Annotated in this window: 20 protein-coding genes; 19 read left to right on the forward strand and 1 reads right to left on the reverse strand. The window is 34.7% G+C overall.

The genetic code is table 11. The features are described from left to right. The first annotated feature begins 72 nt into the window (after window positions 1-72). From X927_RS06835 to lipS2, 15 genes are all read left to right on the forward strand, one after another. Window positions 73-924 carry an aldo-keto reductase family protein gene (locus tag X927_RS06835; RefSeq protein ID WP_103077346.1) on the forward strand — a complete coding sequence of 284 codons (852 nt, stop codon included), beginning with the start codon at window positions 73-75 and terminating at the stop codon, window positions 922-924. An 11-nt stretch (window positions 925-935) separates the two neighbouring features. Further along, a complete protein-coding gene (locus X927_RS06840) occupies window positions 936-1895 on the forward strand; it encodes a carbohydrate kinase family protein (protein WP_103077347.1) in 960 nt (319 codons plus the stop codon). A 169-nt stretch (window positions 1896-2064) separates the two neighbouring features. Beyond that, complete coding sequence (locus tag X927_RS06845; RefSeq protein ID WP_103077348.1) at window positions 2065-2985, forward strand: pseudouridine-5'-phosphate glycosidase; 921 nt, start codon at window positions 2065-2067, stop codon at window positions 2983-2985. 12 nt (window positions 2986-2997) lie between these two features. Beyond that, window positions 2998-3879 (forward strand): pyridoxamine kinase, encoded by an 882-nt coding sequence (locus X927_RS06850; protein WP_103077349.1) that lies wholly within the window; start codon window positions 2998-3000, stop codon window positions 3877-3879. A 52-nt stretch (window positions 3880-3931) separates the two neighbouring features. Further along, window positions 3932-5152 (forward strand): arginine deiminase, encoded by a 1221-nt coding sequence (locus tag X927_RS06855; RefSeq protein WP_103077350.1) that lies wholly within the window; start codon window positions 3932-3934, stop codon window positions 5150-5152. Window positions 5153-5169: 17 nt separating this feature from the next. Next, window positions 5170-6471: a cyclic 2,3-diphosphoglycerate synthase gene (locus X927_RS06860; RefSeq protein WP_103077446.1), complete on the forward strand. Its 1302-nt coding sequence runs from the start codon at window positions 5170-5172 to the stop codon at window positions 6469-6471. Between the two features lie 92 nt (window positions 6472-6563). Next, window positions 6564-7274, forward strand: a complete 711-nt coding sequence (locus X927_RS06865; RefSeq protein ID WP_103077351.1) for a hypothetical protein — start codon at window positions 6564-6566, stop codon at window positions 7272-7274. Window positions 7275-7281: 7 nt separating this feature from the next. Further along, window positions 7282-8448, forward strand: coding sequence for an LCP family protein (locus tag X927_RS06870; RefSeq protein WP_169925186.1), 1167 nt, complete (start codon window positions 7282-7284; stop codon window positions 8446-8448). Next, complete coding sequence (locus tag X927_RS06875; RefSeq protein WP_103077353.1) at window positions 8435-9523, forward strand: ABC transporter permease; 1089 nt, start codon at window positions 8435-8437, stop codon at window positions 9521-9523. Before X927_RS06870 ends, X927_RS06875 begins: the two co-directional genes overlap by 14 nt. Further along, entirely contained in the window at window positions 9520-9984 is a 465-nt protein-coding gene (gene ndk / locus X927_RS06880; RefSeq protein WP_103077354.1) for a nucleoside-diphosphate kinase, read from the forward strand. The genes X927_RS06875 and ndk overlap by 4 nt, the downstream gene beginning before the upstream one ends. A 20-nt stretch (window positions 9985-10004) precedes the next feature. After that, window positions 10005-11126 carry a glucose-1-phosphate adenylyltransferase subunit GlgD gene (gene glgD / locus X927_RS06885; protein ID WP_103077355.1) on the forward strand — a complete coding sequence of 374 codons (1122 nt, stop codon included), beginning with the start codon at window positions 10005-10007 and terminating at the stop codon, window positions 11124-11126. A gap of 14 nt (window positions 11127-11140) precedes the next feature. Continuing rightward, the gene (locus X927_RS06890) at window positions 11141-12397 is read left to right on the forward strand and encodes a glucose-1-phosphate adenylyltransferase (protein WP_103077356.1); all 1257 of its coding nucleotides are present in this window, start codon (window positions 11141-11143) and stop codon (window positions 12395-12397) included. Window positions 12398-12446: 49 nt separating this feature from the next. Continuing rightward, complete coding sequence (locus X927_RS06895; protein WP_103077357.1) at window positions 12447-13418, forward strand: DUF4899 domain-containing protein; 972 nt, start codon at window positions 12447-12449, stop codon at window positions 13416-13418. Between the two features lies 1 nt (window position 13419). Continuing rightward, a complete protein-coding gene (locus X927_RS06900) occupies window positions 13420-13728 on the forward strand; it encodes a hypothetical protein (protein WP_103077358.1) in 309 nt (102 codons plus the stop codon). 15 nt (window positions 13729-13743) lie between these two features. Continuing rightward, a complete protein-coding gene (gene lipS2 / locus X927_RS06905) occupies window positions 13744-14640 on the forward strand; it encodes a LipS2 family lipoyl synthase (RefSeq protein ID WP_245855499.1) in 897 nt (298 codons plus the stop codon). Here the strand turns inward: lipS2 and X927_RS06910 are convergent. Next, entirely contained in the window at window positions 14637-15347 is a 711-nt protein-coding gene (locus tag X927_RS06910; protein ID WP_169925187.1) for a glycerophosphodiester phosphodiesterase family protein, read from the reverse strand. The genes lipS2 and X927_RS06910 overlap by 4 nt on opposite strands. Before the next feature lie 88 nt (window positions 15348-15435). On the opposite strand from X927_RS06910, the gene X927_RS06915 reads away from it, so the two are divergent. The 4 genes from X927_RS06915 to X927_RS06930 all read left to right on the forward strand — a co-directional run bounded on the left by X927_RS06915 (window position 15436) and on the right by X927_RS06930 (window position 20641). After that, a complete protein-coding gene (locus tag X927_RS06915; protein ID WP_103077361.1) occupies window positions 15436-16818 on the forward strand; it encodes an ADP-ribosylglycohydrolase family protein in 1383 nt (460 codons plus the stop codon). Window positions 16819-17058: 240 nt separating this feature from the next. Next, a complete protein-coding gene (locus tag X927_RS06920; protein WP_103077362.1) occupies window positions 17059-18054 on the forward strand; it encodes a BMP family ABC transporter substrate-binding protein in 996 nt (331 codons plus the stop codon). Between the two features lie 20 nt (window positions 18055-18074). Continuing rightward, the gene (locus X927_RS06925) at window positions 18075-19589 is read left to right on the forward strand and encodes an ABC transporter ATP-binding protein (protein ID WP_103077363.1); all 1515 of its coding nucleotides are present in this window, start codon (window positions 18075-18077) and stop codon (window positions 19587-19589) included. Further along, window positions 19586-20641 carry an ABC transporter permease gene (locus X927_RS06930; protein ID WP_103077364.1) on the forward strand — a complete coding sequence of 352 codons (1056 nt, stop codon included), beginning with the start codon at window positions 19586-19588 and terminating at the stop codon, window positions 20639-20641. The genes X927_RS06925 and X927_RS06930 overlap by 4 nt, the downstream gene beginning before the upstream one ends. Window positions 20642-20649: the final 8 nt, after the last annotated feature.

Raw genomic sequence — 20649 nt, forward strand, 5'->3', positions numbered from 1 at the left:
GTGCAATTTCTCATATCTTCTTTTAAGTATTGATCACCTTCCAGGGGGTACTATTGAAAGGAGGAACAAGAAATGGAGAGAAGAATGTTGGGTAAAACCCAAGAAGAACTCTCTATAATAGGTTTGGATTTGGAAAAGCTTTTGGTAAGTGAGGATACTTACGAAATTAAAAGGTTTTTAGAAAAGTTTATTCTAGGTGGTGTAAACTTTTTTGAAATTTCTCCTACATTCGAACCTAAAGACGTGACGGCCATTTTTCCAATAAATCTGTATAGGGATAAACTTTTTATTGCAGGCAGATCTTACTCCAAAAGCAGTGATGAGATACAACAGGACATAAAAGAACTCTTAGCTAAATTCAATCTTCAATATTTAGATTTGATTCAAATTATTGTAAATACTCAAGAAGGTATTCATAGAATTCTAGGACCTGAAGGCGCTCTGGAGGGGTTCTTTGCCGCTAAAAATTTGGGCTTAGTAAAGTACATAGGTTTTTCAACAAACAAAGAAAGAATAGCCTTAAAACTTTTAGAAAGTTACGATTTTGATTCGATTACCTTCCCCTTAGACTGGATGAACTGGTACACTGGTTATGGAAGAAAAGTAATTTCCAAAGCCAAGGAAAAAGGTACTGGCATAATAAGCAAACAAAGTCTTATAAAAAAGATAACGAAGGTAAATTCAGAAAAAGGTATATCGGACCTTCTTTATATCCCTTCTGAAAGTTATGAAGAAGTTAAGACAACGATAAGATTTTCTCTTACTAAGCCAATAACCTCTATCTTATGTTCTAGCCACATTAACCTTTTAGAATGGTTAATACAAGCAGCAGACGAATTCACACCGCTTGATATTCAAGAAGAGAAAAATTTGCGAAAAAGCTGTGAAGAGCTTGGAAAAGTGTTCAATCCTAAAAACATTTGAGGAGAAGTGGCATGTCTGTATCAATAATTGGAGGAATAAATATAGATTTTAAAGGATCCTCTTACCAAAAATTATCTCTAAAGACTTCAAACCCTGGACGTATTTTTTATTCCTCTGGTGGTGTATCTAGGAACGTTGCACACAATTTATGCAAATTAGAAGTGCCTGTTAATTTGTTTGGCGTAGTTGGGAACGATGTATTTGGTGAAATAATTTTAGCTGAACTAAATACCCTAAAGATAAATACTAATTTTATCAAGATTTCTGATAATTACCGTACTGGAGTTTACCTTGCAATTTTAGACCAAAAAAAAGATATGTTGGTTTCCATTTCAGACATGGAAATTATTAAAGAGATAAATGTAAATTATATAGAAAAACATAAAGATACGTTACTCCATTCAAAAATAGTCTTTCTTGAAGCAAATTTAGAACCCCAGGTAATAGAATATACACTTAAAATACTTGAAAATACCGATGTTTGCACAGTTTTTAACGCAGTATCAAATCAAAAGGTAAAAAAATTAAAAAATATAATTGGAAAAATAGATTATCTAACTCTCAACTTTTCAGAATTGAAATCCTTAATTGAGCAAGAAAACTTGAATTTTTCAGATTATAAAAGTATCCAGAAGATTTTTTCTGAAGAATTCCCCAATATTTTTAATTTAATCATAACAAACGGAGAAGAGGGGGTTCTTTTTTTCAACAATCAACTTAAAAAAACAGAGTTCTTTTCTGTAGAGAAAGTTAAAGATTCCGAAATAATCGATGCTAATGGTGCCGGAGATGCTTTCACCTCAGGATTTATCTACGGTATTTACAACGATGCTGATATAGAAAAAAGCATTGAATACGGAATAAAAGCCGCTCGAATTACCCTAAAAAGTCCAAAAACAGTAGCAGATGAGTTATCTTGCAAAATTTTTGGGGTGAGGAGCGGAGCTAGGGACCGCAGGTCCCTTCCTTAGAAGGGCAGGTTGCGGGGCGAAGGGTAACGACGACCTCTTATCCTAATAGGCGAGGAGCGGGGCGAAGGGTAACGACCTTTTATCCTAATGGGCGGGGAGCGGGGCGAAGGGGCGCTAAATTAAGTTCCTAAAACAATAAAAGAACAACAACTTTTGGAGGAAAACTAATATGAATACAACCCCATATTTAGAAATAAAAGAAGAAATCTACCAAGCTATGAAAGAAAATAAAGCTATAGTTGCCTTGGAATCAACTATCATTTCACATGGAATGCCTTACCCACAAAATGTTGAAGTGGCAAAAAATGTTGAAGAAATAATAAGAGAAAGGGGAGCAGTTCCAGCAACTATCGCAATAATAGATGGTACAATGAAAGTAGGATTATCAGAAGAAGAGATAGAGTTTATGGCTATTTCTAAAAACATATTGAAAGCAAGTAGAATGGATCTCCCTATTATCCTTGCAAAAGGTTTTAACGCCGCTACAACGGTTGCAGCAACCATGATAATAGCTGAACTTGCTGGAATAAAGGTTTTTGTAACAGGAGGAATAGGCGGTGTACATAGAAACGCTCAAGAAACGTTTGATATTTCTGCAGATCTCCAAGAGCTTGCAAAAACAAACGTTGCGGTGATATCTGCTGGACCTAAAGCTATATTAGATCTTCAATTAACCAAAGAATATCTCGAAACTTTCGGTGTTCCAGTGATCGGCTATCAAACGGACGAACTTCCATGCTTTTTTTCGAGGGAAAGTGGGATAAATGTACCTTATAGAGTAGAAACCCCAAAAGAAATTGCACATATAATGAAGGCAAAGTGGGACTTGGGTTTACAAGGAGGTATCTTTATTGCAAATCCTATTCCAAAAGATTACTCAATGGATTTTAAAGAAATAAATAAAACAATAGACAACGCAATAGAAGAGGCTAAAAAACAAAAAATAAAGGGTAAAGAATTAACTCCCTTTCTACTTTCAAAAATAAACGAATTAACAAAAGGGGAAAGTTTAAAAGCAAATATCGAATTAGTCTACAACAACGCCAAGCTTGGTGCAGAAATAGCTAAGGAGTTTATCATCTTATCTTAGGGGAAAGGAATGATGTATTTGAAAGAGAAACCCATCAAAAGAGTTGCGGCAATTCATGACCTTTCTGGGTTTGGAAAAGCTTCTTTAACCGTTGTAATTCCTATATTGTCTTCTATGAAGATTCAAGTCTGTCCAATTCCCACCGCAATACTATCAACGCATACCGGAGGATTTAAGGATTATACTTTTATCGATCTAACAGACAATATGAAAGACATCATGGCACATTGGAAAAAATTAGACCTAAGTTTTGATGCAATTTATAGTGGTTTTTTAGGTTCAGAAAAACAAATTGATATTGTAATGGAATTTATACAATATTTTTCACAGAAAAATGAAACACTTGTAGTCGTTGATCCAGTAATGGGGGATGATGGGAAACTTTATGCTACCATTACAGAAGGCATGGTCAAAGAGATGAAAAAATTAATTTCCAAATCTCATGTGATAACCCCAAATTTTACAGAAGCCTGTTTTCTTTTGGATGAGAAGTACGATCAAAATATTAGTGAAGAAATGTTGAAAAGCTGGTTAAAACGTTTGTCAGACATGGGCCCAGAAGTCGTTATTATAACAAGTGTTCCTGATGAATCTAAATCGAAAATAGGGGTATTAGCTTATGAAAGGGCAAATAATAGATTTTGGAAAATCACCAATAACTACATAAGAGCTTTATATCCTGGTACAGGGGACTCGTTTGCAAGTGTTATCGTTGGTAGTCTTTTAAACGGAGACAGTGTACCGATGGCAATAGACAGGGCTACTCAATTCGTGTCTACGTGTTTAAAAGCTAGTTATGGTTATAAATATCCTCAAAGGGAAGGCATACTTTTAGAAAAAGCGCTTGACACTTTGAACGCCCCGACACTTTTACAAAGCTATGAGATTTTTTAAAAGATATTTTGTTGTATAATATTAGAAAGCAAAAGGTTGGTGCTTAAAAGTTATGAATTTATCGGTGTATTCAGAAATCGGAAAATTAGAAAAAATCCTTCTACACAGACCGGGAAAAGAGTTAGAAAATTTATCTCCTCATTATCTTTCTGATCTGTTATTTGACGACATTCCTTTTTTGTATAAAGCTCAAGAAGAACATGATTACTTTGCAAATGTTTTGAGAGACAACGGTGTAGAAGTTTTATATCTTACTGAATTGTTGACAGAAACGCTTAATGATTTGGATTTAAAAGAAAAATTTGTTGAAGAGTTTTTACAATTCTCAGAAATATACAATAGCTTCATTTATGCTCTTTTAAAAGATTATTTGTTTTCCCTAGATACCAAAGAAATGGTAAATACTATAATATCAGGTATACGTTCTGATGAACTAGAAATAAACAGGAACATCTTCTCCTTGAGGGTTAGAAGAGCGGATATAGAATTACCTTTTTTCCTTCCTCCCATGCCAAACCTATATTTTCAAAGGGATCCTGTGGCGATTTTGGGAAAAGGTGCCTGTGTGAACAGAATGAAAACCTCAGCAAGAAGAAGAGAAGTCATGCTTATGGAATATGTCATAAAATACAACAAAAAATTTGAGGGCACCCCATTGTATTACGAGAAAGATTACCCTTATCCAATAGAGGGCGGAGATATCTTAGTGTTAAGCGAAAAAGTTTTAGCAGTCGGCATTTCTCAAAGAACTTCACCAGAAGCTGTCGAAATCCTCGCTAAGAAGTTTCTCAAAGAAAATAAAGATACCTTTGAGAAGATAATTGCATTTATAATACCTGATAATAGGGCCTATATGCATTTAGATACCATATTCACAATGGTTGACTACGATAAATTTCTAGTGCATGCAAATTTAAGAGAAGATATAGATACTTTTATTATTACAAAGTCTAAAGAGGGATTCGATTTTTACGAGGAAGAAGAAAGTTTAGAAAACATATTAAAAAAACATCTTAATTTAGATCATGTTGAAATTATTAAATGTGGAAATGCTGATATAATTGCATCACACAGGGAGCAATGGAATGATGGCTCCAACAGTTTGGCAATAGAACCCGGAAAGGTTATTACCTACGACCGAAATTACATCACCAACAGAGAATTAGAAAAATCGGGGATAGAAGTTTTAACCATACCGTCCAGTGAATTATCTAGAGGAAGGGGAGGCCCTAGGTGCGCTAGTATGCCACTTATAAGGAGGAGATTCCCTTGAGGAAAAAAGTTTTGATAATGGGAGCAGCAGGTAGAGATTTTCATAATTTCAACGTTTATTATCGCGATAATCCTGACTACGAAGTTGTTTGTTTCACAGCCACACAAATTCCTGATATCGAAGGAAGGCTTTACCCCAAAGAACTCGCTGGAGAGTTGTATCCCAATGGGATACCCATAGAATCAGAAGCAAATTTAGTCAATCTTATCAAAGAAAACAACATCGACGAAGTAGTGTTATCCTACAGCGATTTGCCCTTTTCATACGTAATGGAAAAGGCTTCTTTAGTGCTTGCGAGTGGAGCAGATTTTAAACTTCTGGGCCCGAATAATTCTATGTTGAAATCCAAAAAACCTATTATCTCGATTTGTGCCGTTAGAACCGGCTCAGGGAAAAGTCAAACAACGAGGAGAGTTTTGGATATTCTAAAAAATAAAGGTTTGAAAGTAGTTTCAATCAGACACCCAATGCCATATGGAAACCTGGTAAAGCAAAAGGTACAAAGGTTTGCCACTTACGAAGATCTAGATAGACACGAATGTACAATTGAAGAAAGAGAGGAGTATGAACCTCATATAGATAGGAACTCTGTTATCTATGCAGGTGTTGATTATGAAGAGATATTGAGACAGGCGGAAGAAGAAAATCCCGATGTTATATTATGGGATGGTGGAAACAACGATTTTTCATTCTATAAACCCGATTTATCTATCGTTGTAGTCGATCCACACAGAGCCGGTCATGAGGTATCCTATTTCCCTGGAATGACGAATCTTATTATGGCAGATGTTCTAGTTATCAATAAAGAAGAAACAGCAACATTGGAAGGCATTGAAAAAGCAAGAGCAAATATAGAAAAATGGAATCCAAACGCTACAGTTATTGATGCCGCATCTCCTTTATTCGTTAAAAATCCTTCCATCATAAGAGGGAAGAGATGCCTTGTTATTGAAGATGGGCCCACCTTAACTCACGGAGAAATGACCTATGGAGCTGGTTTCATAGCTGCCAAAAAATTTGGAGCCTCTGAAATAATTGATCCAAGGCCTTATGCAGTTGGTTCAATAGTAAATACTTACAAGAAATACACCCATCTTGATAAAATACTTCCCGCGATGGGTTATGGAAAAAAACAGATAAAAGAACTGGAAGAAAGCATAAATAAATCCGATGCCGAAGTTGTGGTTATAGGTACACCAATTGATCTAACAAGGATTATGAACATAAAAAAACCTACAGTTAGGGTAACTTACGAGTTACAAGAAATTGGTAAACCCAATTTGGAAGAAGTTTTAAGTGATTTTTTAGCCAACAAATAAAATGTTTGAGAGATGCTCATTTAGAGCATCTCTCATCGATGTTTTTCAATTTCTAAATTATTTAAGGAATTCGCAGGTTGGAGGTGCGTTTTGTGGCAAATGTGTATGTTGGAGGAAAAAGAAAAAGAGGCAGAAGAATATGGCTTATTTTGATAATAATTATCGCTATATTAGTGGCTTTTTTAGGATTCATGTTTTATAGATACAACCAGTTCGTCAACAATCCTGTAGCCACATCCAACAAGATAACCTATACGGTATCTTATGACAATGAGTTATATTTTATAAGGGTTCTGAACGACAACAGGAAGATAATGATAGTTAAAGTAGAGGATGGAACTACCTTTCCGGAGTCTTATATTACTTTATCTTCTGAAAATTTAGATAAAGTTACAAATGATTTTTTGGAGTTGTTTGATCTTAACTCGAATTTTAATTACTATTTCTACCTAAATGATGAAGTTGCCAACGAGTTTATAAGCAAATTAGGTGGCAGCAACTTAAAAGGCATCGATGGAGTTTTTGACGCTTTGAAGAATAGTGAGATGAGATTTTGGCAAGTTTTCGGTTTGGGGGGGTACGTGGATATAGTAAAAAATTACGATAGGTCCACAAATTTGGACGAAGAAGGGGTTTATGCCCTCATTAATGGCTTTTCAAAGTATTCTATTACCAATTACGATAAATTAACAGTTCCACTCCTTTTAAATGAACCTCTTCAAATCAATATAGCAAATCAAACAATCGAACGAAAATACGCCAATGTAGATGCTTTTGAAAGGATCAAAGAGATCGTGGAGTGATTATTATTTGAAAATACATATTTTAAGAATTTTATCTTTTATCTTTCTGATTTTTTTGATACTCAGTTTTATAATACCTTTAGGTAAGAATATTCAATTAGATCGATCCCCCATAGAATTTCCTTACTATTTTTTGGTTCTAGGAAGAGATGAAAATATTGAAAGTTCAACCAGAACAGATGTGATAATCTTAGGGGGAATCGATAAAGGGAAGATCATTTTTCTACCCATACCAAGAGATCTTTTGATTAGCATCGACCAAACTGAAAGAAGAATTAACTCTGTTTATCAAATTTACGGTATAGACAGGCTCAAAGAAGAGGTCGAAAAATTAAGCGGTGTTCAGATTTCAGATTACATAATTTTTGATTATTCTATATTTAAAAGTATTGGTGACTTATTTGCTCCAATAGATATATACATAGAATCTGATATGAGTTATTCAGATTACCATCAAAATTTACATATAGATTTTAAAAAAGGGTATAATAAGTTAAATGGTGAAGAATTGTTGTATTATGTAAGATATCGAGATACATCCGGTGATTTAGGAAGAATAGAACGTCAAAAAAATGCTGTATTGGCTTTATTGAACGAAGTCAAATCGGCTGGCATAAATAAACTCCTTGAAGCAGTAAATATAGGTTTATCTGACACCATTAATTCTTTTGAAATTAAAGATCTACTTTTCCTGTATAACCAAGTGAAAAATGCCCAGATGGAATTTATCTCATTTCCCTATCTAATCAAAGATAGTTATGTAGTTGTTGATGAAAGTAAAATATCCCAAATTCAATACAAGTTGAAAACCTTTGAAACATATTCTGATCAAAGCAACGATAAATCAAAAATACTCATCACTAAAAATTTTTCCAGCAAGTTGTATAATTTTTATACCTATGTTTTTGACGTATGGAAAAAACCGGGATATCAGATTAAGGTTTTGGATGAAACCTTTGATGGTTTAAGTGACCAGTATTCATATGTTTTTTTTAGGAACGTTGAAGAAGAAACTAAGGAAAAGATAAAGGTAGATTTGAAAGAAACATTCGGAACAAATTTCATCGAAATAGAAGATAAGTACAAATATTTTCAGTTGATAGATTTTATTTCAGAAAACTTGATTGATCCAACGGGTTACGACGCAGTGGTGGTTCTTAATGAAAGGTGGTAAAAGAAATAGTCCGGTTTTCCTTCTGACTATTTCTTTTTTCACAAGGTCGAAAAAAAACTTTAAATTCTCTCTCATCGCTATGATAATAGGAGTATGGGGTATCATAGTAGTTACCTCAATAATAAATGGTTTCGATAGCTTATTAATAGATTCAATAACTAATTTTTATCCTCATCTCGTTGTTAGAGGAAATTATGCTCAAAACTCATCAGAAATAGACAAAATTGTAAATTTTAACATCATCCCTGTTGCGGTTATAAACCAATCTAAAATTGCCTTCTCTCAACTTATGGAATTGGATGATCTATCAATCTATGAAGGATTTGTAAATGAGGAAAGCGGTACCGAAGGCCTTATATTAGGAAATAAATTAGCGAATAATCTCAATGTTGAAATTGGTGATACCATAATAACTGTGAGAACAAAAGGACTATTGCCGATTTTCCAAGAAAGTAAAGTTACGGGAATATTCGATTCTGGGGTATATTCGTACGATTCAACCTTCATATTGTCTCAAAATTCGAATTCAAAAGAGTATACTGGTATTTTTTTAAAAAATCCAAATAAGGCTCAACAATTTAAAGAAAAATATCTTTCTGGTTACTCTGCGCTCACTTGGGAAGAGTCCAACGAAACTTTGGCTAAGGCTGTTCAGTTTGATAGCTTGATAGCTTTTACGATAACTTTTTTCATTCTGCTGATTTCTGGTTTCAGTATATCAAACTCTGTTTCTTTCTCTGTCTTTACTAGAAAGAAAGAGATAGCTATTTTAAGGGCTCTTGGTTTTCAAAGAAGACAAGTATCTACTATTTTTATCTTAGAAACTTTTTTAATATCTCTAGTAGGATTTGTACTTGGAGTTATCGCGGGCATTTTAACATGCTGGTTTCTAATTATTTTAAAGATACCATTACCCGAAGGACTCTTTTATGTGGAATATTTACCCATTAAGATAACAGCCAGCTCTTTTTTGATAGCTTTTTTAATAAACAGCTTTGTATCTATTTTTTTCAGTTATATCGCATCAAGACGAGCAGCGAGCTTAAATATCGTAGAATCTTTAAAGGAAGAATGAAGGGAGATTTTAATTTGGCGGAAAAAGCATTTGTGATGATAAAACCCAACGCGATTAAAAGAGGACTAATTGGTGAAATAATCAAAAGATATGAGCAAAAAGGACTAAAAGTTGTCGCCATGAAAATGATAAAGATGAAAAAAGAACAAGCTGAAGAGCTCTACAAAGTACACCAAGGTAAGGATTTTTATCAACCTTTGATAGAATTCATATTATCTGGACCTGTGGTCGTTATGATTTTAGAAGGTCCAAGAGTTATTGAAGCTGTTAGAAGCATAAACGGTGAAACAGATCCTCTAAAAGCTCAAGCAGGAAGTATTCGTGGAGAATTTGGGATAAGTGTCAGAAAAAATATTGTACATGCTTCAGATTCGGTTCAAAGTGCGGAACAAGAGTGGGGAATTTTCTTTGAAGAAAATGAGATTTTTGAATATCTATGTGGTTTTGAAAACGAATTGTAATTTTTGAAGAGGTGAGATTTATGAGGGTTGCAGGTCTTATACTTTCAGGGTCTACTAAAGACAATTTAGATAAACTAACGTTAAAAAGGACTAGCGCAGCTGTTCCTGTTTTTGGTAAGTACAGAGCGATAGATTTTACGTTAAGCAATATGGTAAATTCTGGTATCACAAACGTAGGCGTGTTTACTCAATACAATCCCAGATCTTTAATGGACCATTTGGGAAGCGGTAAAGAATGGAACTTAGATAGAAAAAGAGGGGGATTATTCATACTTCAACCATTTATAAGCCCTCAAAGCCGCAAAATGTACTATGAAGGAACAGCAGATGCAATATTCCAGAATTTAACCTTTTTGAGAAGATCATACGAAGATTTTGTTTTAATCGGTTCTGGAGATCATATATACAATATGGATTTTAGACCCCTTTTCAAATACCATGTAAAAAACGGTGCAGATGTTACTTTGCTAACAAAAACTGTAGAAGATAGAATAAATTTTAGTCAATACGGACAAGTCATTACAGATGAAAATAACAAAATCACACGAATCTATGAAAAAGACTCTGAATATCGCTCTAATAAGATTTTTTTGGGCGTTTATTTTATAAACAAAGCATTTTTGATGGAAATCCTATATGCCAACGTACCAAACGGAAAATTCGATCTTTTAAAGGATATAATCATACCCAACTTATCCAGGATGAGAGTTTTTTCTTACGAGTTTGATGGTTATTGGAAAAATATTAAAAAATCTGTAGAAGATTATTATAATACTAATATGGATATATTAAAAGAAGAGGTTAGAAATGAATTATTTTATTCACCGGAAAGAAAAATATACACAAAGCTAAAAGATTCGGCTCCACCGAAGATAAACGTTAACGCTGAGGTTTCCAATTCATTTGTATCTGATGGTTGTATAATAAATGGAGTTGTTAGAAATTCCGTGCTTTCTAGGGATGTGTACATTGGAGCAGGCTCTGTAATAGAAGATTGTATAGTATTACAAGGAAGTTATTTAGAGGAAGGAAGCGTAATTAGAAAGACCATAATTGATAAAAACGTAAGGATAAGATCTGGGAAAAAGTTGGAAGGAATAGGAAACGAGATCAATGTTATAGAAAAAGGGGCCGTTCTATAGAAGGAGGCATTGAAATGCGTGTTTTAGCTATTATTTTAGCTGGAGGTCAAGGAACAAGACTTGGGGTAATTACAAACAATTTAGCAAAGCCTGCCGTACCCTTCGGTGGGAAATATCGTATGATCGATTTCACTTTAAGCAACTGCGTTAATTCAAATATAAACACCGTAGGTGTTGTTACTCAATACATGCCACATAGGTTGGTAGAACATTTAGGTATAGGTAAACCGTGGGACTTGGATATAAAAGGCGGAGGTTTACATATTTTGCCTCCTTATTTAAGTAGGTCAGGAACTTCGTGGTACCAAGGAACAGCCGATGCGGTTTATCAAAACATCGAATTTATAGAAAGGTATAAACCTGATTTTGTGTTATTATTGTCAGGGGATCATGTATATAAAATGGATTATAACGATATAATAGACTATCACATAGAAAAAGATGCCGATGGTACGATAGCGTGTATGGAAGTACCAGTAAGTGAGGCACATAGATTTGGTATAATGGTTACTGACCCTTTCAATAGGATAATCGAATTCCAAGAAAAGCCCAAAGAACCAAGAGGAACCTTGGCATCTTTGGGAATATATGTATTTAAATGGAACTTTCTAAAAGATGCCCTCATTAGAGATGCCCAAGATAATACTTCTGAACATGATTTTGGAAAAAATATAATTCCCAAAGCACTGGAAGAAAATTCTCAACTGTATGCTTTCAATTTTGAAGGTTATTGGAGAGACGTTGGAACGATAGAATCTTATCTTGACTGTAATCTTGAGATAATTTCTCCCCTGCCTCCGTTGGACCTTCACGATGAAAATTGGAAGATATACACTCAATCTGAAGAGTTACCCCCTGCTTTCATCGCAAAAGGTTCCAGCGTGTTAAAAAGCTTTGTTAGCGAAGGTTCAGAAATATACGGAACGGTTGAAAATTCAGTGATTTTTCAAGGTGTAACCGTTTCAGAGGGAACTTATGTAAAAGATTCCATTATAATGAATAATGTATTTATCGGCAAAAATGCGTATATAGAAAAAGCGATTGTTGCTGAAAATACTATTATCGGTGAGTCGGTTGAGATAGGAAAAGGTAAATTCGCGGAATCTAAAATCGATAAAAAGATCTATAATTCAGATATAACTGTAATAGGCTTCAACTCGAAGCTAAAAAACAAGATGACAATAGGGAAAAATTGTGTCATAGACAACGAGGTAGATTTAAATGATTATGATGTGCAAGAAATAAACAGTGGGGAAGGAATAATCAAGTAAGCAAAAGAATTTTTAAGAAAAACGCATGTTAAATAAAAGGGGATAAAAAATGGACTTTTATGCATTAAAATTTCTAGCAACTTCAAATTTAACCGGTGAAACATATGTGGGATATATGTTTGGTAAAAAAGCTCAAACCCCTTATTTTAATGTGCTGTTGTTAGCTAGGGCTCAGCTTAAAGAAGTAAACCTTCCGGATATTACAAAAGACTATCTTGATTTCAAATCAGACATCGATATGCTTTATTATCAACTGTCTAAAGAAAAAAATAATAACCTTATATCACAGTTCAAAGCCTACTTTTACAGTACGCTAAAAAAAATGAAATCTGAGGTCACGGGGACAAAAATCTTCATGGCCATAGAAGATGAAGACGTTTATGTTTTGAAATCAATTTTGAGCGATATTTTAAGTGAATGGGCTGGAGATACAAAAATCAGATTGGTAGCTCAGAAATTTGATTATAAAGATCTAACCTGGATAACCGCCGTAAAAGAGAAAGGAGAAGAAGGTTTAAAAGAATATTTAAGCAGAGAAGACGTTAAAGACGCAACTGAAATCTATCCAATAATAGACCCCATAGAAGGTTATTCCGTTTCTAAATTGGATATAGGTGAACCTATAATAGTTTTACCCATGGAAAATAAGGATGAAGACGAGAAAAATACGAGAAAAGTAATCGAGGGGAAAATTATATCTAAAGAATTGATTCCTTCAAGCGACTATATATTTTTAAAAGTAGATCTAGGGAATGGGGCTTTGGGTAAAGCGGTAGTTCATAGAGAGTTAAAGGTTTCAGTAGACCAAAATAGACTTCAAATTTTAAGAAAGTCTCAAGAAAAAGATGAAAATGAAAATGAAACAAAAATTATCGGCGATTTATACAACCAAATGAAAAAAGATAAAAGCATGCCTACGGATAAAAAAATAAGTTCCTTGGATATACTAATAATAAGTGGTTTTTCAATAATAGGGATACTTTTGATAATCTTAATTGTTATACTACTGGGATCTTTTTAATTTGAAAGTTGTGTTGACTTTTGTCATTATGATTCCAACGTTGGTCTTTTCTGTGCTTTCATATCACTACACCTATCAGATCCTTGAATACAGAAATTTGAAGGAAAAGGAAATCACAGAAGCCTTTGAACTAATAAGCGAAGTGGAAGAAATCTTTGCGTTAACGCCTCAAGAGTTTTTAAATAGTTATGAAATTAAACAATCCATTTCGGCAACAACAAAGGAAGCAACTATTCATGTTTTTGAATATAAGGGATATGACTTCGTATACATCGAAAACACACCCAGAATAACAAATATATCGAAATAATAGGTGAATGGAGGAATGCTTAACTTGCGTTTATCGTATGCAACAGCTGTAGAACTCGGCTTAAAAAAAGGAAAAATTGACTTTCCAAACTATACAGCTTATCTCATGATCGGTGAAAAGTGCCTTTTCAACTGTGCTTATTGTGCACAAGCCAGGAATGCTCAAAGTAACGCGGATCTACTATCAAGAATCAAATGGTCTGAAATGTCTTTAGATACCTTTAAAAGTATCTTCAACCCTACCAAATTTAAACGTATATGCATCCAAGTTGTTTCTTCTTTAGATTACTGGATTGAATTAAACGAATTATTATCTTTTTTGAAAGAAAAAGAAATACCTATCTCTGTTTCTATAAGGCCAAGAAATATTGAAGAAGTTAGAACCTTGTTTAAAAAGTACAACGTTGATAGGGTTGGAATAGCCATAGATGTAGCAAACAAGGACCTTTTTCCAAAAATTAGGGGCGGTAAATACGAATTCTACGAAAATATGCTCAAAAATGTTTCAAACGATTTCCCCAATCGAATTACTACACACATAATTGTGGGATTGGGAGAAACTGACGAAAACATTGTAGACTTTTTATTAAAAATGAAAAAGTTTAAGATATTGGTAAGTCTATTTTCTTTTACCCCCATAAAGGGGACAAAACTTGAAAACCTTTTACCACCATCTTTATCCAGGTACAGAAAAATCCAGATTGCCAGAGAAATCATTCTACAACACAACGTAGAAAAAGCCAGTTTTCTCTTTGATTCAAAAGGTAACCTTCAAAAATTGCCCGAAGTTGAGGTGGATATGGAAGAAGCTAAAAAAACCTCGGGATGTCCATGGTGTACACGCCCTTTTTACAATGAAAAACCAACAGAAGAACCATACAACATCCCCATACCTCGACACATCAATCTCTAAAGTTTCTCTTCTGCAAATTGTCTCCTTACCTCTACTATTTTTTCAACCTCATCGGTAATTATACCGTCATACAAATCTTTGAATGTGTGTAAATCTTTAGGATCGTTGACCGTCCATAAAAATATCTTCAAACCCTTTTCTTTCCATTTATGCAAGAGCTCTTTAGAAAGTTCTATATTATCTTTTAAAGCCTTTATCCAAAGATTCAAAGAATAAAGATCAATCTCCTTATTCAATTCCTCTACGTATTTTAAAGTATCATATTCAACCAGTAATCCAACTTTTGCACTTTTATCCAGACTTCTGACCTTTCTTAAAGCGTCAATCTTGAAAGAAGAAAATAGGGTTCTATCAAGTGCATTCGTTCTTTTAGTTATTTCGTAAGAAGGAACTGCCGCCTCAACCTCTTTGATTTCTAAATTAAGAATAGCTTGTTCATCTAAAGTAAAGATAACTTCTTCGACCGTTGGAACGGTCTCTCCATTTTTAAAATGTATTTGTTTTAATTCCTCGTAAGTTAATTCCTTCAACTTTTTGTTGTCAATACTATCGTCATGAAGAACAACCAACGTTCCATCTTTAGTTAATCTCGAATCATATTCAATACCATCGGCACCGTATTCTCTGGCTTTTTTAAAAGCTTCGATCGTATTTTCGACAAATTTTGCCCTGTAACCCCTATGGCCTAAAATCACAAATTCATCCATAATTTTTTTAATCATCCTCCCAAGCGACTAATGTGATAAAATGATTATATCATTAGAGCACCTCCTGTTCCAAGAAAGGGGGAAAATTATGAAGGCATGGGAAAATGAATTTAATAGAAGAAGAAACGCAAAACCAAAAAAAGATCACATTGAAAAATGGGAAGACGTAGAAAAAATGAATGTTTTCCCAAAAGAGATATTAGTAACCCTTTGGGATAGAAAAGTTCCAGGTTCTAACGCCCAGGAATCTCTCATGGTTGGTGCAGTCCAATCTTTAGAAAATATGGGTAAAACCGTAAACCAAGCGGAGTTATTGCTGGATAAAGGCTTCGAAGCATTAGAAAATAAAGAGTATTCTAAATTAAAGGCTATAACCTCAGAAATTTTCTTTTCTCTTTCCAAAGCCGATTCACTGGACAATAACGAATACGAAAAGTTTGATAGACCTTTGGAATGGGAAGATATCTCTAACTCTTTTCCTAAGCAAAAATTTAATAATATTGATAATCTAAAAGACAAGATTCACGGCGGTTGGTTAGGCCAACTTGCAGGTGGATCTATGGGGACCAAACTTGAAGGATATACCCACGATGCGTTGGAAGAAACATATTCTGAACAATTGGGCACTTACATAGGTGAGGTTTCAACGATCAACGACGATGTGACCTATGAATTAATTTTTCTCAAAACTTACGAAGAACAAGGGGAAAAGATCTCTTCAAAGGATTTAGCAAAAAATTGGATATCGTACATACCATTTGGATGGAGTGCTGAGTTGATAGCGCTTGAAAATATTAAAAGAGGAATATTCCCACCAGAGTCAGGATTTTTTAATAACCCATTTCAAGAATGGATAGGAGCACAGATGAGATGCATGGTTCATGGTTTATTGCGACCTGGCGATCCATATAATGCCGCAAAGTTAGCGTTTATAGATTCACAAGTATCCCATAGTGGTAACGGTATATACGGCGGCATACATAGTGCTGTTATGACATCTTTGGCTTTTTCTGAAAAAGATTCAAGAAAAATAATAGAAAAGTCATTGGATTATATTCCAAAAAATACCGAATTTAAAAAAGTCGTAGATAATGTAGTAAAATATTGTAAAGCCAATAATGATTGGATCAATGTCCTTAGAAAAATAGAGGACAATTTCCAAAGGTATAATTGGGTTCATCTGTATCCCAATACCGCCTCTGTTTTAACTTCTCTGTGGTTTGGAGAAGGAGATTTTGATAAAACAATGAAGATCGTATCTTCTTTCGGTTATGACGTTGATTGTAATGCTGGTGAGGTAGGTACGATATTAGGTATCATATATGGTGCAAACGATTTTCCTTCTTATTGGTCAGACCCTTTGAAAGACACGTTGGAAACCTATTTACCAGATTTTTCAAAGATCCAAATTTCCACTTTAGCCCAATGGACTTTTCAATTAAGCACCCAAAATGGTATTAATAAATCGTGAACACTTTAGCAATAAAAAGATTTTCAAAAATAAGATTTTGACTTTAAAAGGGGTACACGGCGGAGCCCTGTTTGCCGCAGTGAGCAAACAATGTTTTTAAATGATTTTGATCTTGAACTTGGGGTTCTTAAGGGGCCAAGTCCCTTAAAGATTATGGGTGGGGAGCGGGGCGAAGGGCGCTAACGTAGATTGCAAAGTTCATAAAAATAGTATAATAAATCGTATGGGGAGGTGTAAAATATGAAAAGATTCTCGTTTTTTGTGTTCATTATTATTCTCTTTTCTTTCACAGTTTTAGCAGCACCACAAAAGGTAGCATACGTAATAAACGGTTCCCTTGGGGATCAATCCTTTTATGACTCTGGTTATGCTGGCATAAAACAACTGGAGAATGATTACGGGGTTCAAACAAGGGTAATTGAATGCAATTTTGATCCCTCACTCTATTATCCAAGTTTACTTACAGCTGCAAATTGGGCAGATGTTGTATTCGTAATCTCTTACGGTTTTGAAGAAGAATTAAAAACCATAGCCGCACAATTTCCCAATAAGGTATTCGTAAATATTGACACCGTAGTCGAAGATGAACAGGGTATAATATCAAACATTGATTACATTGAAGAGGAAGGGGCTTTCATGGCTGGGGTTGTAGCAGGTATCGTTACAACAATGACGGAATTGGAAGGAATAAATCCCCAAAAACTAATAGGGGCAGTAGGCGGAGATGACGATATAGTCATCAGATCCTTTGTATATGGTTATGAACAAGGGGCACATTACATAGATCCGGAAATTGAAGTAAGAACGATATACGTGGGAAGTTGGGATGACCCTGCAAAAGGAAAACAAGCCGCTTTACAACTTTATTCTCAGGGTGTGGATGTAATATTTCAAATCGCAAGTTTAACAGGATCGGGAGTTTTACAAGCCGCCCAAGAAGAAGGAAAATATGCTATTGGCGTAGATTCAAATCAAAACGGTCTTGCCCCAGGTCACGTGATCACCAGCGATCTTAAAGAAGTTGGAAAATCTATTGAACTAGTTTTTAGAGACATAGTAGATGGAAGATATGAACCCGGCACGTTGTACAAACTCGGGTTAAAAGCCGGAGCGATAGGATTGGCAATCGATGAATACACATATCAGATTCTTCCGAAAGAAACTGTAGAAAAAATATTACAGATTCAGAAAGATGTTGCGGATGGAAAGATTGTGGTCAAAGAGTATAGAGAATAATTATCCATAGGTGGTTCTAAATGTCATATATACAAATAAGAAATATATATAAAATATACCCACCTGATGTTTTAGCCTTGGAAGGAGTGAATTTCTCCTTAGAAAAAGGGGAAATTCACTCTATTATAGGCGAAAACGGAGCCGGAAAAAGTACTTTGATGAAGATCTTATACGGTATGGTGCCTCCATCCAGTGGTCAGATCTTTATCAATAATCAAGAACAAAAAATAACTAACCCAAATGTAGCTATTAAACTTGGTATAGGTATGGTTCACCAAGAATTTATGCTCGTTCCTTCTTTTAAGGTATACGAGAACGTTGCTTTGGGTTTGGAAAAGACAAAAAACTTCGGCTTCTTAGATAAAGAAAAAATATTAAATGAGTTAGAAGAGATTACCAAAAAATTTAATCTGTCTGTAGATCTACAAGCAACTACTTCTAACCTCTCTGTCGCAGCCCAACAAAAAGTGGAGATTCTAAAATTGCTGTACAGAAAGGTTGACACGTTGATTTTTGATGAACCAACAGCGGTTTTAACGCCTCAAGAAACTCAGCAACTATTCAAAGAGATAAGAAATATTAGAGATACGGGCAAAACTATTGTTTTTATCAGTCATAAATTGGAAGAAGTATTGGAAATCTCAGATATCATAACAGTTATGAGAAGGGGAAAAATTATCTCAACTTTAAAGAACAATAACCTTTCAAAAGGCGAATTGGCTAAAATGATGGTGGGCAAAGAGGTTATGCTCACTGTGAAGAAGGTCCCAAAAGAACCAGGTAAAGAGGTTTTTAAATGTACAAATTTGACTGTTGCTTCGAATAAAACAAAGATAAATCTATTGTCAAACATCAATATTGTTATTAGATCAGGTGAAATAGTGGGTTTAGCAGGTGTCGAAGGCAATGGTCAATACGAGATCGTACAAACAATAATTGGTGAAATTTATCCACACCACGGAAAAATATTTATAGAAGATCAAAATATCACAGAACTCCCCATCAGAAAAAGAAGAAGACTAATAAGTTATATCCCTGCTGACAAAAAAAGATACGGATTAGCTTTGAATGCCATTTTAACAGAAAATCTTTCAATGACTCACCACTTAGGCGAAAAATTATCAAAATTTAAATATATCATGGATTGGAAAAAGGCTAAAAAATTTGCTAAAGATTTGATCAAGCAATACAACATCCTTTCAAGAAGTATAAACGATGTTCCTAAAAGTCTTTCGGGAGGTAATCAGCAGAAATTAATAGTTGCGCGTGAATTCAGCCTCGATGCGCCGTTTTTGCTTTTGGACCAGCCAACCAGAGGATTAGATGTTGGTTCAATTGAATATGTTCATAACGTTATCCTCGAAATGAGAGAAAAAGGGAAAGGGATTTTGTTGATCTCTGCAGATCTGGATGAACTTTTATCTATGTGCGATAGGTTGTACGTTGTACGAAAAGGAGAAATAGTGGCTGAATTAGACCCCAAAATTCACTCAAAAGAAGAAGTGGGCGAATACATGTTGGGGGCTAAACTATGAAAAGTTTAAACAAAATATTAACAGGAATCATTGGTATAGCCTTGTCTTTTCTTGCAGCTGCGGTTTTGATAAAACTCCAGGGAAATTCCCCTATCGATGCTTATCGAGCATTATTTAATTACGGATTAGCTTCCTGGTTTTCTCTTTCTTCAACTTTAAACAACGCTACCCCATTGATATTAACGGGTATGGCTGCAGCAATAGCATTCAGTTCAAATGTGGTGAACCTTGGAGAACCTGGACAACTAATTGTTGGAGCTTTGACCGCTGCGCTTTTAGGATACTATCTACCCATACCAGGAATCTTGGGGATATTTGTTATTTTGATAATTTCAGGTATCGTTGGTGGTTTATATGGTGGCTTGGCTGGTGTACTAAAAAAGTATTACAAAATGGATGAATTTATAACCACTTTGATGTTGAATTTCATAGCAGATTACTTGACTTTGTACTTGGCGACCTACCCATTTTTGGATGAAAAATCGTATGTTCCCGCTACTCATATGATAAAAAGAGAATTTTTTCTTCCCACTATAAACGGAATAAATATCAGTTTTTTCATAGCGATTTTTATGGTCTTTGTTTCATTTTTTGTTGTGACTTATCTAAAAAAAGGTTACGAATGGCGTATGATGGGACATAATTATGATTTTTCAAAGATAGGCGGCTGTAAAAATGAAGAAAATTTAATCTGGGTTATGTTTTACACAGGGTTCCTTTCCGGCTTAGCAGGTGCTTTGTTGATACTAGGTGGAACTCAACATAGGTTTATTAAAGGTATAGGAGCAAACTATGGTTGGGATGGAGTAATGCTTGCCATAGTGGGAGGTAATGGAGTCGTTGAAACGTCAGTTTTTGCCATATTCTTCGGGTTTCTTAAAGCAGGTGGCATAGGTATGGAATTTGAGGTATCAATACCTTCGGAATTCACAATGGTTCTTCAGGCTATAATCGTTTTATTGGTTGTTGCTACAAGGAGTACGATATCTTACTACAGCGACAAAATCAAGGCTTCTCTGAAAGCAAAAAGAGTGGTGAAATCCTCTGACTGATATAATTT

The organism is Petrotoga mexicana DSM 14811, assembly GCF_002895565.1.
GTDB lineage: Bacteria > Thermotogota > Thermotogae > Petrotogales > Petrotogaceae > Petrotoga > Petrotoga mexicana.